Annotated in this window: 8 protein-coding genes and 1 tRNA gene; 1 reads left to right on the top strand and 8 read right to left on the bottom strand. The window is 33.5% G+C overall.

The window, feature by feature from the left end; genetic code table 11:
* Positions 1-414: 414 nt before the first annotated feature.
* On the top strand, positions 415-1,320 hold the full coding sequence (locus ACFVR2_RS08515; RefSeq protein WP_387360730.1) for a LysR family transcriptional regulator: 906 nt from the start codon (positions 415-417) through the stop codon (positions 1,318-1,320).
* Between the two features lie 212 nt (positions 1,321-1,532).
* Here the strand turns inward: ACFVR2_RS08515 and ACFVR2_RS08510 are convergent, their stop codons facing one another.
* The 8 genes from ACFVR2_RS08510 to ACFVR2_RS08475 form a co-directional block, all read right to left on the bottom strand.
* Positions 1,533-1,760 (bottom strand): hypothetical protein, encoded by a 228-nt coding sequence (locus ACFVR2_RS08510; protein WP_387360728.1) that lies wholly within the window; start codon positions 1,758-1,760, stop codon positions 1,533-1,535.
* 150 nt (positions 1,761-1,910) lie between these two features.
* Positions 1,911-6,050, bottom strand: coding sequence for a S8 family serine peptidase (locus ACFVR2_RS08505; RefSeq protein WP_387360726.1), 4,140 nt, complete (start codon positions 6,048-6,050; stop codon positions 1,911-1,913).
* A 692-nt stretch (positions 6,051-6,742) separates the two neighbouring features.
* On the bottom strand, positions 6,743-10,279 hold the full coding sequence (locus tag ACFVR2_RS08500) for a S8 family serine peptidase (RefSeq protein ID WP_387360724.1): 3,537 nt from the start codon (positions 10,277-10,279) through the stop codon (positions 6,743-6,745).
* A gap of 761 nt (positions 10,280-11,040) precedes the next feature.
* A complete protein-coding gene (locus ACFVR2_RS08495; protein WP_387360722.1) occupies positions 11,041-13,122 on the bottom strand; it encodes a transglycosylase domain-containing protein in 2,082 nt (693 codons plus the stop codon).
* A gap of 299 nt (positions 13,123-13,421) precedes the next feature.
* Positions 13,422-13,583, bottom strand: a complete 162-nt coding sequence (locus ACFVR2_RS08490) for a hypothetical protein (protein WP_387360720.1) — start codon at positions 13,581-13,583, stop codon at positions 13,422-13,424.
* Positions 13,584-13,955: 372 nt separating this feature from the next.
* Positions 13,956-14,028: transfer RNA gene (locus ACFVR2_RS08485), tRNA-Val, on the bottom strand.
* A 134-nt stretch (positions 14,029-14,162) separates the two neighbouring features.
* Positions 14,163-14,357 (bottom strand): hypothetical protein, encoded by a 195-nt coding sequence (locus ACFVR2_RS08480; protein ID WP_387360718.1) that lies wholly within the window; start codon positions 14,355-14,357, stop codon positions 14,163-14,165.
* Positions 14,358-14,647: 290 nt separating this feature from the next.
* Positions 14,648-15,814, bottom strand: coding sequence for a DUF6944 family repetitive protein (locus ACFVR2_RS08475; RefSeq protein WP_387360716.1), 1,167 nt, complete (start codon positions 15,812-15,814; stop codon positions 14,648-14,650).
* Positions 15,815-15,865 lie beyond the last annotated feature (51 nt).

The following is a 15,865-nucleotide window of genomic DNA, read 5'->3' as shown; positions in this document are numbered from 1 at the left end:
TGTTGAATGAACAGTCCGATCGAAAATTAAATATTGTAAAATAATTCAAGCTCTTATTTATATCAAAAAACTCTCTTCTTCTCTGAAGGATTAACTACTACATCAAAGTATGTTACACCTTTTGTAGTCTTGATAAAGACTGCCGATCTCTTCATGCTTTATCAACCATCTTTATTTTCTGGTTAGTTTAAATATTATTAATAATATAAAATATTGTAAAATAGTTATTTGTTGTTAAAAAGTGCTAAATCATAACTTTTACTTATGTATAATTTCAATTTTAACGAAAATTTTTATATTGAATATAAATATATTCGTCGTTATAGGAAAGGATAAGTACTATCACTTGAACATTAAAATAGATTTGGGCATAATAATTTAATTAATAGGTTAAGAACACCGAAGGGAATTCCCATGAACATTCAACAACTAGAACATATTATTGAAGTAGTAAAATCTGGCTCAATTACAGAAGCCGCTTACAATTCGCATGTCACACAAGCTGCTCTTAGTAAATCCATCCACAATTTGGAACTGGAACTAGGTATTAAAATTTTTACACGATCTCGTGTCGGTACGATTCCTACAGAAGATGGAAAAAAAGTGATCAAGAAAGCATTTGAAATTATCCAAAAAGTGCAAGAATTAAAAGAAGAAGTAATGCTTGATTTTGATCAAAGTTATAGTATAAAAATATCATCTTCTCCTACCGTATTTCTTGCGACTAATCCATTATCTCTGTCAGCTTTTAAAGAAAAATATCCTAATGTTAAGCTAAGTATCCAAGACCGAACCATAGAGGGAATTTTCTCTGATATTAGAAGTGGTGAAAGAGATTTTGGTTTAATCATTTATATTCCAGCTGTAATGGAAGAGAGATTAAACGAAATGGAAGACTTAGTTTACGAACCGATCGTTGAAGGAAAACTTGTTGTCTGTGTTGGTAAAAATAACAAATTAGCTTTTAGCCAATATTTGACGATTGAAGAAGTTTTGGATGAACCTTTTGTTTTAATTGAAGATGCTGATTGGATCCAATTTTTAAACACTTGTATTGATAAAGAAGGTAAATTAGAGGTTGCTATTTCTTCTAATGATAACCTTATTGCAAAAAAAGCAATTTCTGAAGGAATCGGTATTAACCTTGGTTTTGATTTTAATCAAAAATACGATCCCTATATGACAAGCGGCAAAAATATTGTTATCCCTTTAATTAATTGTAATGATCACCATATATCATTTGGGTATGTTTATTCAAAAAAATATCCATTATCAAATACAGCATCAGAACTTTTAAATTTTATTAAAATGAAGTTATAAAATAGGCTGACTTTTCCCTATCTGTTTTGACTTAATATTAACTATGTAAAACTAAATAGTTGTTTTCTCTAGGACACGTTTACTTTTTGTGGTCGAACTGATATGAAAAGTTACTAGTGAACAAGAAATATAAAAACGAGAAACCATTAAAATAGTAAAAATGGCTTCTCTACAATATTACTGAATTACTGAATCATAGTGCTGCGTTATTTTTATTTAATGATGCGCATCGATTGATTCTTTTTCAATTCTTTTATTTCGTTTTCAAACTGTTCTAATTTTAAATTTTGTTCTTCTATTGTTTTCAATAAAAAAAGGTAATAGCCTAAAGTGTTAACAATACTTTGACCAGCTATCTTTTCGTTATTTTTATGTTCAAAGTATAAAACACTGTCAAAGTAATCACGGACTAACTCCATTTCAAGCTGTTTTTGATCCATTATTTTTCCGCCCCCTTTTTAGGACTATACTTAAGTCGATACCTCTTATTCAATTAAAAAATGGCTCCCATCCCCCTCTTAAATCAGAGATTTTAGAAGGGAAATGTGGAGCCTTAATTCTAGTCAACTATTTAAGGAAAAGTTGAATAATTAATTTAAGCTTAATTGAGTTAAAATACTATCCAAAGTTGCACCTTTATAAGTCTTTTTAGGTTTTGGAGCATCCTTCACAGTTGCATTTGTTAATCCAAAGTTGTTAACTACATAACTCATATCTTTTGCATCAACAACTTTATCAAAGTTAAAGTCTGCATTTGGATTATTTGTTCCCCAATAAGTTTGTACATACAATGCATCTAATACGTCGATGACATTATCTTTATTCGTATCTCCAGCTGCCGCTGTATTTTGTAAGAAATTAGTGTAACTACCATACATTTCTCCACGACGATCATCTGATAATACAATTGAATCATACATTGTAAAGTAACCTGGTACATCAACTTTTAGCTCGTAAGGTTTTGGATCTGCTTTAATTCCGTTCACATCAACTAAACCAGTCTTTGCAATTGGTGCTTGAATGACAGTTTTGCCATCATAAGATGTAATTGTCACTTTTGCACCGATTGCTGACTTATCTACCGAAGAAATTGGACTTCCTTTAGCATCTAAATTACCTTCTAAATACATTTGAGTCTTTAGTTCAGATACAGTTGATTGATAAGGAATATTTTCTACATAATTATATGCATTTCTTGTAAAGACATTTGATTGATCGGTCGTTGTGATTGTTGGATTAATACCAGTTTGAAAGTTAAAGTAGCTATTAAGTACTTTTACATCAAATTTAAATAATTGTAAGTCTTCTGGTAAGCTTTGAGTTCCTGAATACGTAAACGTGATTTTATATGCAGTAGCAGTATCTCCGTTTGGAGCAGTTGTCATAGTTACTGAAGCATCACCGTACTGTTTAATTGCATCATTTAATTTCACATTATTTAATGCATATGTGTCATTACCTAATACAAACGAGAATGTTGACGTTTTTAGGTTTTTGATATTATTTGAACTAACTGCATAATTAATAGTTTCACCAGATTTAACTAATTTTTTATCAGCTTTTAAGTAATAATATGGTGTCGTATTTTTTGCAAAAGCCACATTTGTATTCGTAGTCATGTTCATTGCTGCGTCCAATCCATAAAAGCCAAACTTCATGAATGGTGTGGCATTTGTAGCCACAGTTTCTTTAAAATCACCATTACTATCTGTCGCTACTGGATTAAATGGTTGTCCATTATACATCATAACAACAGCGTTTTTCGATTGATCCACTGGTATTCCATAACTTTTTGCTTTTTCAACTTCTGGATCATTTACATTTACATTGAAATCATAAAGAAATTCGCCATTTGAATTCAATTGACTGTCACTATATTCAATAACTTTTTTATCTAACGTATCAAAGTTCGATGTCATGTTTGGTGGTGCAACATCATACACAATATCTTGTGCAGCTGAGAAAGTTTTTCCACTTTCGCTAGTTGCAATCAATCTTAATTTGTAATGACCAGGTTTAGCTTTTACAAAATGTCGGTTAATTGGATTTTTTGAGTCGCCAGTAAATGGATAGTAGATACCTCTAAATCCATATTGGATGTAATATTGTGTATTTTCGGCCATATTACTTGGATCCATCGCTCCAACTACACCTAAATCTTCACCAGTATCTGGATCTTGTAATACTACTTCCATCATGTCTTTCATATATGACTTTAAGCTAAACGTAAAATCGACGAACGGATAAATATAAGCTCCCGTCTTTGTTGAATACATTGGTTGAATAGCTTTAAATGAATCAATTCCTTCGTCAACTACACGCGTTCCAAACGGAATTTGATATGTTTCAGTCGGATTTGCAGCATTTGTAAAGACGATATAGCCTTCATACGTGCCTCTTTCAGCTGTTTTTGGAATGTTTAGACCGAAATTAACTGATTTTTGGCTAATGCCATTTAACTTAACTGAAGTAGGACCTGTTAAAGTAACATTATTTAAAGCTGCATCTTTAGAGCCTCTTCTTCCAGTTTGGAAATTTACTTTTACATCAAATGTTTTTGACTTTTCACTACGGTTTTTTAACGTGATTTTTCGGCTGTCTGAAATATCACTACCATCGAATCCAAATGAACCAAAGCTAATTCCACCTGTTAATTCTGGAAGTGTTTTTTGTTTTCCATTAATAATTGTTGGTGTTTTATCATTTACTTGTAATTCAACATTTGAGTGGATTGCTTCATACGCATCAACGCGTCCAGCTCCTACTTCAAAAACGCTATAATCTTTTGATAAAGGATCAGCTGTATTCATTAATATTGATTTAATATCAGCTGGTTGTAAATCTTTATTTGATTGAAGTAATAATGCCGATACACCAGCAACATAAGGTGTCGCCATTGAAGTACCTGATAAACGTTCGTATGCAGTTGAATAGTCTACTGGTTTTGTTCCATTAACTGTTGGATTTGTAACAAAATATGGAACTGTTGACATAACTGCTACACCAGGTGCAGTTACTTCTGGTTTGATATCATAATTTAAACGAGATGGACCTCTTGAACTAAACGTTGCTAACTCATCAGCTCCCGTTTTAACTTTCGAGAAATCACCGAATGTGAAATCAGTTTTCCCTGCTTTAAGTGCTGCTGAAATAGCTAATCCATCTTCATATGTAACAGTGAAAGATGGTACTGCATCCAGTGATATACCTAAATAAGATTGAATAACGCCTTCTGACTTATTCACGTCATTATTCGCCATGATAACGCCTACAGCGCCAGCAGCTTTTGCATTTTTGATTTTATCTGCTAACGCAACCGTACCACGTTGAATAAATGCAATTTTACCTTTTACATCTTTCCCAGTAAAATCAGTTGTTGCTGCAAGACCTACATCTACAAGTTGGAATGATTTCCCTTTTAATCCTGGAATATCGTCAGTGTAGTTTCTCTCTAATTCAACCATAGAGTAGTTAGCTCCATTATTTACACCTGAATATTTATAAAGATCAATCGCAGTAGATGATGCTCCAACAGTTAAGGCAAAAGCAGACGCACCAGGAGCACCTAATGTATACATTCCATTTCCGTCATTACCTGCTGCAACGACTGCCGTAACACCACTAAGTACAGCATTGTTTACTGCAACTGATGTCGCATAAAGTGGGTTATTAATTTTAGCACCTAATGATAAGTTAATAACATCCATACCGTCACTTACAGATTTATCTAAAGCTGCAAGAATACCAGCAGTTTGTCCAGAACCACCAGGTCCAAGCACTCGGTAAGCGTAAAGATCAGCTTCTGGAGCCGCACCTACTGTTTTAAATTCACTATTCGATACACCTCGTCCACCAATAATACCAGCAACATGTGTTCCATGTTCAGTATAATAGTCTGCTCCATCCGCTGTACCAGGTTTACCAGCTTTTATCCAATCCGCATATGTTGTTTCCATCGGATCATTATCGTTATCGACAAAATCATATCCGCCTTTATATGCACCTTTTAAATCAGGATGGTTATAATCCATACCTGTATCAAGAATTCCAATTTTAATTCCTTTACCTGTTAAGCCTTCAGCATGTAATTTATCTAATCCATCATATGGACTATAATTTGCTACGTTTGATTCATCAGCTTTTAAAGCGTTATTATCATCAGCTACAGCAGGCGGTTCAACCGTAAATGTTTCATCGCTCCAAACCGTTTTAACAGCCTTTGATTTTAATAGATTTTTAACTTGATTAGCTGGTAGACTCATTGCCACACCATTAAATGCTGTTTTATAAGAACGATGAATCTGATAATCCGCAGCTTTATTATTTTCGTCTGTTAATACTTCTGGAAGATCACCTTCAAAAGTTGCGTGATCTTGATTAACTAAATCTGTTGCTTCTGCTGCTGATAAAGTTTGCCCATCTGCATTTGCTACAATTTGTGCAACTTTTGCAGGTCTATTTGCAAACTCAACAATGACATTTGTTTTCTTTGCAGAAGTTAAATCAACATCCTGTGAAACTTGAAGCCCTGTTTGTTCAGTAGTTGAAAGTTTTGTTAGAGCCTCTTTTTGTTCTGGCGTTAAGCTAGCAAGAATATCTTCAGCTTTTGAATAGCCAGCTGCCTTTGTTACATGAGAAACATGTCCAAGTGGTGATAAAATAAAACTTGTTGAAAGAGCGAATATAGCAGTACTCTTTAAAATCTTTTGTTGCAGTTGTTTATTTCTCATTTTCTTCCCCCCATTTTCTATTTATCACAAATTCTATTAAATGAATGACATCAGTTTAAAAGTGTGTTCACCAAAAACGGTAGATCCTCTATTAATCTAAAGCTTTATTTAAAAGTAATTTGCGTGTCTTACTTATGTTTTTAATTATATGGAGAGTGAATAAGTCTGTTAATGGGGAAAATTCGTCCTCTTTTTCATGTTTATTTTACAAATCCCCCTAATAATCTGTTAATAATTACAAAAAAAACGTATGTATACAAAGAAAAATGACGTTTTTGTAAGTTGGGAAAATCATCTGAAAATTCCATTATTATTTAAGATTTTTATCGTCATAAATTAAGTAAATATTGGAATAATAATGATTTACCAACAAGTTTAAACCATATATTCCCAAATAATACAAGTATATACAATTCACATTTAGGTCTATCGAACCATTTATCTCGTTCACTTATATAATTTCTAGATTATAATTTCATTAGTTTATTCATTCCCGTTACATGTTTGAACGATTTTGAAAGAGTTGTAAAAGAGACAAAAAAATTAACGTTATAGCTAAAGATTGCTATCCTATTTTAAATAAATATTCTTTTCGATGCATTCTCTATTCATTTTATGTCTACTGCTAAACTAGCCATTTAAATAAAAAAAACAAGTCAGCTTCGTAAGAAAGCTGTCTTGTTTTTCCTCTACTATCGTTTAACTGTAACTGCCTTTGATGGAGTTGTAATTTTAAATCCATCTTGTGTTGTAACATCTGCATAAATCGTATACGTACCATCTGGTACATCCGATTCAGGTGTCCATTTCACTCTTACAGTATGTTCATTATTTATTTCCATTGATTCAACAATTTTTCCATTTGCATCTTTAACATAAATTTTTGTATTTACTCGGTTATTTGCATAAACTGTAATTTGTGCTGGCTTTGTTTCATTAACAGGTGCTGAACTTACATTAAATGTACTAAGTACCATGCCATAATTATTATAAGATTGATCTCCCCATACAGCATAGCTTTGGTTATAAGCATAATCCGTACCCATTACAACAATCCCTTTCGGTTCATTCGGTACAATTACCGAAGTTTCGCCGACTTTCGTTGTATAATACTGACCATTTACCCATACAATCGCACCTTTATATCCAGTTCCAAACGGGTTGTCAGTAGCATTAAACGATACTTCATATTTTCCATCTTTTGGTTTAACTAGGATGTTCGAAATTTTCACGTGTCCTGAATCAACCTTAATTGGCAACTTCACATATTGTGGTTTAGCATTTTTATAGTCTATGACTGTCTTAATGACATAATTATAATTTCCATCTGGTACAAGTTGTCCATTTTCATTTGTCTCATCCCAAGTATATTGAGGAATACTTGTGCGTTCTAACTTATAGCTTGTACTTCCACCTGACATAACATTTTTAACTAATCTTAAAGGTAAACCATCTTCTGATAGTTCACTTAAATCTCCTAGCCATTTAATTCTTCGACCTTTTTGATTTTCAATATATAAATCTGTTTCTTTTAAATTTCTTAATGCAGTAAATGATGGGAAAATACCTGGTACAATCGAATTTGGTGATACAGCCATATGGTCTACTTCAAACTTACCGTTTGAAGTATTATATCCTACAGGAGTGTCCGTTAAATCATCCCAAAGTGCAGTATAAGCTAAGAATGAATCTTTACTCCATGGTGCAGGGTCAATATTGTTTGGTTCATCCCAATCACCATTATAGCCCATGTAAGGAACAGTTAATGGCACTGCTGAATCACTATTTACTCCAGTTGGCACAAGACGTACGAACCCTTCTATAAATGCACCTTTCTGTAAGCTATGAGGAAGGCGTATTTCTACGTTAAGATTTTTTTCTTGGCCGGATTTAATTTTTAATGCCGTTCCTTCTGTATCTGTCACTTTTTCTCCGTTCACATAAACAGAAGCTCCTTCTACACGTTTACTTGTTAATGTTAAATAGTCTTTAGAATCTAAGTTTCCATCAAAATCTAAATCAATTTGTTTCGTTTCCGTTCCGTCTGTTAACAAGTCAACATACACAGAATATTCTAGTTCTTGTTTTGGTTTTGCATTTTGAAGTGATTCCACATTCAAATTAAAGATTGCTCTGTCATTTTTAATCTCTTTTAATGCAACTGCTCCTGCTTGTTCTAAAGGAGTATCTTTCCTAGTAACAAGGACAGGTGTATTAATTGCGTTTTGAATTTGCATTAAGCCAGATCCTTGTATACGTGGAGAGTAAGGAATTGTATTGTTTGTTTTAGGATCCATTACAACTTTTGATGTATTCATTAAAGCAATTTTAGCTTTTAAAGCTGCATCTTCTGAATGTGTAAGTCCTTTATTGTATAGAGATTGTAATACAAGAGCAGATCCTGCTGCTACATGTGGTGTTGCCATAGACGTTCCACTGTAAACATCATATTTGTTTCCTGGTAAAGTAGAATAAATCATTCCACCTGGAGCAGAAATCTCTGGTTTGAAATCTAATGTGTACGGAGCACCGTATGATGTGAATGATGACATTTTATCTTTGTTTGGGTTATCTACATATGTACCGACACTTCCCAATTGCATACTAACTGATTGTCCGCTTTTTAATTTAGAAATTAAAGCATCTCCTTCAGCTTTTCCTGTTGTAGCAGCAATCAGTAAATTTGGTGAGAAATCTAATGCTGGATAGTCATTAACTCCCGAAGCTGGTACTTCAATAATCGCTACAGCACCTCTTCTCTTCGCTTCAGTTTGGAATGAACTATTACCAGAATAACCTGTTGCCGGGATTGGCTTTGTTACGACAATTTTACCCGTTACATCTTTTCCAGTATATTCAGTTGATCTACCTTCACCTATATAAACTAAATCATAATTTTTCCCAGGAGTTAAAACATCTGCTAAATATTTACCTGCTTGATTTTTATATGGTAAGGATTCTCCAGTAGTAGATGTTAATGTATTCATATGTATTTTTGTATTTTCATATGAAGCTACCGATAAAGCAAATGGACTTACCCCTGGTGAACCAACTGTTGAAAGATCTGGATTAGACGCATAAGGTTGTTTTGCTCTTGCCATAATTGCTGTCTTTGTACTATAGGCAGCATTACCACCAGCAACTACAACTAAAGTTCCTTCTTCAGTTGCTTGTCGAATTGCTTTTTGAACAGGATCGTTTTCTTCACCTTCCCAGCCTGAATCGCTTCCTAAACTCATATTAATAACATCTGCACCCATCGTTACAGCATGTTGAATTCCTGCTATAATGTCGTCCTCATACGCTCCGCCACCATTATCGGAAAATACTTTCTCTGCTAACAGCTGCACACCAGGTGTGATGCCTAATACACCATCATGCGCTTCATCACCATTTGCACCAATTGTTCCGGATACGTGTGTACCATGAGGATTTCCTGTCGTACCACGAGGAACAACATCAGTGTCATTATCTGCCCAGTCATATCCAGTTGGAACTTTATCGCTATACCATATGTCGTTCACATCTGTCTCTTCAAACTTCCCTTTAATATTTTCATTTGTCCATTTTTCTTGTTGTTTACCTTTATCAGTGATCGTCATATCTTTATGTGTCCAGTCGATACCTGAATCGACTACACCTACAACTAACCCTTCACCTTTGTAACCATATTGCTCCCATACTTTTTGAGCTTGTACTAATTCTTTACTTGCTGCCATCGATGGTTGGAAAACTCTTGCAATATGTACATTCTTCACACCTTGTTCATTTTGAATATCTTTTACATTTTTGTATTCTGTTTCCATACTGAAACCGTTTAAACCTTTAAAGAATCTATGTTTAACATGGGGCTTATCTTTCGTTTTATTCAGTTTATTAATGACTTGATCTTGTTTTTCTTTAAATTTTTTCTCTTTGGTTTCTTCCGAAGCTGTTGTTGATACATCAGGACTTTCAACCTCGACGATAATTCGTACTTTTTCATTTGGTTGAAACTGATTTGTTAATTGATTTTCTTTAGAATATACATTTGAATAGTCACCTGTATCTTGATTTTGTTCATCTGCAAAACCTTTTTTAAGTATATCTGCTATATTCGGTTGCGAAACATCACTTGTAGAATCTGTTCCATTGTCGTAACTTTCAGCAAAGACAGTAGTTGATAATAACATAGCTGATAAAAACACGGTTGAAATTACTTTGTACGGAAATACTTTTCTTTTTCTCAAATTCTTCCACACTCCCAATCTAGTAATTTGAAGAGAGTAGTCTTGACTTGAAATCATTTTAGAGTGATTAGTAGATATGAACTGCAAGATAACTTGAGTTTCTGTATGTTATAAGACCTAACCCTTTTTGGAAAATGGGTTATTTTCTCTTCATAAGCCCCCACGATTCATTACAATAATGTAATTCAATTTGATGAAAGACTTACTTGTAAACCTTATTATATTGAGAGATAAAAAGTCTGTTAATGGGGAAAAAATTCATAAATCTGAATATACTATATTATTTTTCTGAAATATCAGAAATAAAATTTCTAGTAATACATTATCAAATTCAATGGTAGCGTGCACTTTACTAGGTTGGGAAAATATACCTTAAATTCGATTCTTTTCATTTTTTACCCCACAGGGTATTAAGTACTGATTATCATTAGATACAAAGAGAATCAATCATCCTTTTTTAGATTGATAGATAAGTAATAAGACCCATTTTTTTACTACCAATGCAAAAAAATCCACTTAACGAATGAGTTAAGTGGATCAAATGAATAATTATTTAATGCCTAGTGATGTTTTAATATCTTGAAGTGTATAACCTTTATACTTTTTAACTGGAACTGGTGCATTTGTTACAGATGGGTTTTGCATTAGATAGTATTATATAATCCAGAAAGTAAACGTGACTTTTTTATTTAACGTAATTTATTTATTGCCTATAATATAGATTTACTAAACTCTACTTTTAATTTTGTCGGGTTGCTTCTTTAGTCCTTCCCTTTTTTACCTTTACCTTTATTCTTGCCTTTATGTTTACCTTTATTTTTATGCTCCTTCTTTTCATGCTTGTTTTCTTTCCAATTATCATCTTGCACTTTCTCTTCTTCTCTGTACTTTTCCTCTTGTTTCTTTTTCTTTTCTAATTGTTTTTTATAATTCTTTACAAGCAGTGATAGATCGAACTTATTGGGCGGAATTTCTTTTCCAGATTTCAATATAATTTCTTTAAATATTACTGTCGCGGTTTGACTACTTGATGATGTCAAATAATGATTTTTATCTGTTTTATCATAGCCTAACCAAACAGCCCCAACGATGTTTGGAGTATACCCTACAAACCAATGGTCTTTTGCCCCGTTCTCAGTGGAAAAAGGCAGCTGAGTAGTTCCTGTTTTACCTGCAATATCTCTGCCTGCTATTTGTGCTTTAACTCCTGTTCCCTCTTTGACAACACCCTTGAGCATAAATGTAATTTTTTGAGCGATGGATGCCTCGGTTACCCGAGTTTGTTTTTTATCCCATTTCCCAATCGTCTCACCATCTGCATTCTCAATTTTTTGAATCGCGTGTGCTTCTACCATAATTCCGTTATTTGGAAAGGTGGAAAATGCTTGAGCCATTTTTAAAGGCGATGTTCCTTCATTCATACCTCCAAGAGCTAGACCAAGAGTCTGATCTTTTTTATCTAATGGAATCCCAAAACGCTTTACTGCATTCACCCCATTTTCTAATCCTATTTTTTGCAATAACCAAACAGCAGGTACATTATAAGAATGGATAAGTGCGTCATACATCGTAACTTCTCCATGAAATTGATTGTCAGAGTTTTGAGGTTGATAGCCATTAATATTAATAGGGTGATCTTCTAAGGTATCAAAAATATCATATCCTTGTTCCAACGCTGGAGTATAAGTTGCCAATGGTTTCATTGTGGACCCAGGCTGACGTTTTAATTGAGTGGCACGGTTAAATTGCCTGAAAGTATGGTCACCGCGTCCGCCAACAAGAGCAGTAATACCTCCTGTTGAAGGGTTAATTAGAATGGCTCCGCTTTGAATGGTTTGATCAGACTGACTTTTAGGAAACAAATTGTTATTTTTATACACATCTTCAACAGCTCTTTGAATGGTAGGATTCAATTCCGTATAAATATGGAGTCCTCCTGAAAGTACCTCGTTTGGTGTCAGATGATATTTATTAATCGCCTCATCAATAATAGCATCTACATAATACGGATATTTCCCTTGGTAATCTTTGCTTTTCTTATCTGCTAATACAATTGTTTGTGCCTTAGCCTTCTCTGCTTCACTTTGACTAATATAGCCTTCATTTTCCATTAATGCCAACACAGTATTTCTACGATTAATTGCTTTATCGAAATTTTTAAATGGCGACAGGTTAGAAGGAGCCTTAATGATCCCCGCTAACATCGCTGACTCGCTTATTGTTAACTGATTCGCATCTTTTCCAAAATACACTTGGGCTGCACGCTGAATTCCCCAAGCCCCTTCTCCGAAATAGATCTGATCCAAATAACGCTCTAAAATTTCATCTTTTGAGTATACTCGTTCAATCTTTTTAGTCAGAATCAGTTCTTTTAGCTTTCTTGTATAGGTACGCTCTTGTGTTAAAAAAGCATTTTTGGCTAACTGTTGCGTGATTGTACTTCCTCCTGCTACAACCTTTCCGCTTATTAAGTTTTTAAGTAGCGCCTTTGCAATCCCGAAATAGTTAATACCATTATGCTTGTAAAAGCGTTGATCTTCAGTTGCAATAACGGCATGTATCATACTTTTAGGAATTTGCTTTATGCTGACTCCCTCGATGTTCGATACTGAAATCTTGCTCGCGGCTTTTCCTTTTTGATCATAAATGATTGTTGGCTGTGGCGCAGGTTCTTCCAATTTACTTACATCACTTGTCCAAATCAAGATATTCAGAATGAAAAAACAGCATACAGCTAATGCTGCAGCTGTCGATAATATTTTGAAAAGGAAGCCTTTGGAAGATAAACGGGTCCATAGTTTCTTTGATAATTTTCTTTGCTGTCTTCTCTCTATTCTCCCCATACTGTTTTCCCCTTTAAATTAATGTAGCTGTTTCTCATTTATCTGTAAAAAATGCTTATCATTTGCTAAATGGTACATCCAATAATCTTCTTTATCCTATCCATCTCTTTGCTTTGTTAATTCATAGAGTGATAACATAAACAAAGAAGAGCTATCAACAACATTTACCCTTTACTGAATAAAAGCTTGTATTAAATATGATTTACTTTCTTTGATTCCTTCTTCTCATCAACAATATGTACATACCTTACTAAAGAGGAATCGATCAAACTATACCCTTTATCATTTTTCAGAATAAATTAATCATACTTCAACAATATACTAATCACTTCAATCCGAATCTCTTCAATGGTAACTTCTAATCCTTTAGTTACATTTTCCCATTTTATATAGGATTCACAAGTGTAACAAACATAAAGTGTTTTCAAGTATATATTCCTTTCTTTCGCTCCAGTCTTCACAAAAAAAAATACCCTCCTTCATCGGGGTATTTCACAGTATACTGCTATCTTCGTTTACATAACTTTTATTTAACTTCACTCACTAGCTATGTTTTTATTGTCTGATTTATGACAATTATACAAGGTGTTGTTAGATATTTCACTAACTAATAAATGGAAAAAACTAGAAACTACACATATCGTATTTCTTCTCAATTTGATGAAATGATGGAATTTCAAGATTAAATTACAGATAAAGGTGGTTTTAAGAGATGTGCTCGTGAAGTTATGTACAGTCTTTGTGCAATGAATAATATTCATACAAAGAATAATAGAAAACAAAGAAAAAGCCCAAACCCTTGATACACTTAGGTTTGAGCCTTCTCATTCGTATGATCCCAACTGGACTTGAACCAGCGACCCCTACCCTGTCAAGGTAGTGCTCTCCCAGCTGAGCTATGGAATCGTAATATATGTGGAGAAATCATTCTCTCTAATTAAGTCTATTATACTGTTTTGTCTAAAACTCTTCAACCTATATTTAACAAAAAATTTCGAATATAAGTCCACTAGTTTGTAATGTTCAATCTTAAAAAAAGCTCATCTATTCGATTTTGCTTCTATTTCGCTTATTGTATGCATTAAATCTTTCCATCTCATATCTTTGTCTCTTGGTATATTGCTTAATAGAATACTACCAAACACAATTGTTAAGAACAATAATAAAACACCCACACCAAATACAAACGTCTGAACTTTATAGTTTTTAACGATTTTAATCATTCTACTTTTCATAGGCGATCTCTCCAATAGTTAAATATTAATATCCAATATTCCTTAACCAAACGTGGTGAAGGTATACTCTCTTTATTATTAATATTTTCCTGTTTGCCTATTATGTAATCAAAAATTTTTAAATCGTTTACTATTGAGTATTTTGTTTCCTCTGTAAATGTGCAGCCACTGCTAATTTATACCTTAAATTCTTACTATTTCTACAAGATTATTTTAAACAAATTTACGGAATGGCTTTATTCTATGATCTATGTATCTAGAACTAACATCCACACTATAGCATATTTTTGTTAGCTCTTTTTCTTTACCTCTGTATATTCCGAGGTCATGCTTTTCTTCTGATTTTGTTCTATATTATTCTCCGCTGATTTTTTCTGTCTTTTTTTTCTTTTAGAATTTTTCTTCTTTTCTAATGTCTTCTCCTCTTTGTCATCTTGATCATCTTGTTCAGAATTCTTTTTAAATAACTCTTTTTGTTCAGCAAATACAGATACGATTGAACCACCAGCTTGAATCCAACTTCCACTATATTTTAATAGTAATGCTAATTCTTCGTATTCTTTCACTAATGGGTTTGTTTCAGTTTCTGAATCATATTGTTGGAGCACATCAAAAATGACCCCATCAGACAGATCACTAGGCTCGCCTTGTTGGCTAGAAATTGATTCATCCTGTAATTCAATTGGTTCGTAATCTGGTAATCTACCAAAAAGATATTCAATTTCATTCAATTTTTCTTCATTAGAAGATTCACTTACAAGTTCTGATATTTTTTCATTATGATTTTCAGGCAATCTTCCAGTATATTCCTGTACCTCATCAAAAATAATTCCATCAGATAGTTCACTAGCTTCAGACACTGGCGCACTGCCATGATATTCTTGAAGTACGTCAAATATGACTCCATCTGATAAATCGCTAGGTTGTTCTACTTGCCCGGTTTCTTCTAAATAGTCTTTTAAATCTTCTATTTCTAGCTCTACCACACCAGCTAATACTTGTAATGTATTTCCGATTGCCTGTAAAAAGTTCCCCATAAAACCTGTTACATCAAATTCATCATCACTAAATTCCTCTAAAGCTGCTAGTAATCCTCCAAAAGCTTGTTGGGCATTCCCAGTCATATTTAATTTTATTGCTCGATCTGCATCTTTTTCTCCTTCTTCTTTTTCTTCCTCTGCTTCTGCAGCTAATAAACTAAATAATACAGTGACATTACCTGAAGCTTGGATAATTTCACCTGCATCTTCAATTACACTAGGTTCTCCTAAAAAAGCTTCTATTATATTTCCGATCGCTTGAAAGGCATTTCCGCCAAAATCTAGATGAAAACTTAGTTCTTCCCACCCTTTTCGGTCTTCTCCTTTTAATCCTCTCATGGGTGTACTACTAATTGCTGAACTGATTGTTCCAATCGCATTCACCCATGACCCAATAACCTCCATAAGTTGGCTCATTATAAAACACCAATCCTTGATTAGTCATTTAGGATTAGTATATTCAACTAT

This window comes from Gottfriedia sp. NPDC057991 (genome assembly GCF_042886615.1).
Classification (GTDB): Bacteria; Bacillota; Bacilli; order Bacillales; family Bacillaceae_G; genus Gottfriedia.
Note: the sequence above shows the minus strand (reverse complement) of the source record. Positions and strands in the feature narration are given on the sequence as shown.

What these genes read in the sequence shown, in the direction of transcription:
- ACFVR2_RS08480 (WP_387360718.1), bottom strand. Translation starts at nt 14,357, where the DNA reads ATGAAAAGTAGAATGATTAAAATCGTTAAAAACTATAAAGTTCAGACG.
- ACFVR2_RS08505 (WP_387360726.1), bottom strand. Translation starts at nt 6,050, where the DNA reads ATGAGAAATAAACAACTGCAACAAAAGATTTTAAAGAGTACTGCTATA.
- ACFVR2_RS08510 (WP_387360728.1), bottom strand. Translation starts at nt 1,760, where the DNA reads ATGGATCAAAAACAGCTTGAAATGGAGTTAGTCCGTGATTACTTTGAC.
- ACFVR2_RS08495 (WP_387360722.1), bottom strand. Translation starts at nt 13,122, where the DNA reads ATGGGGAGAATAGAGAGAAGACAGCAAAGAAAATTATCAAAGAAACTA.
- ACFVR2_RS08475 (WP_387360716.1), bottom strand. Translation starts at nt 15,814, where the DNA reads ATGAGCCAACTTATGGAGGTTATTGGGTCATGGGTGAATGCGATTGGA.
- ACFVR2_RS08515 (WP_387360730.1), top strand. Translation starts at nt 415, where the DNA reads ATGAACATTCAACAACTAGAACATATTATTGAAGTAGTAAAATCTGGC.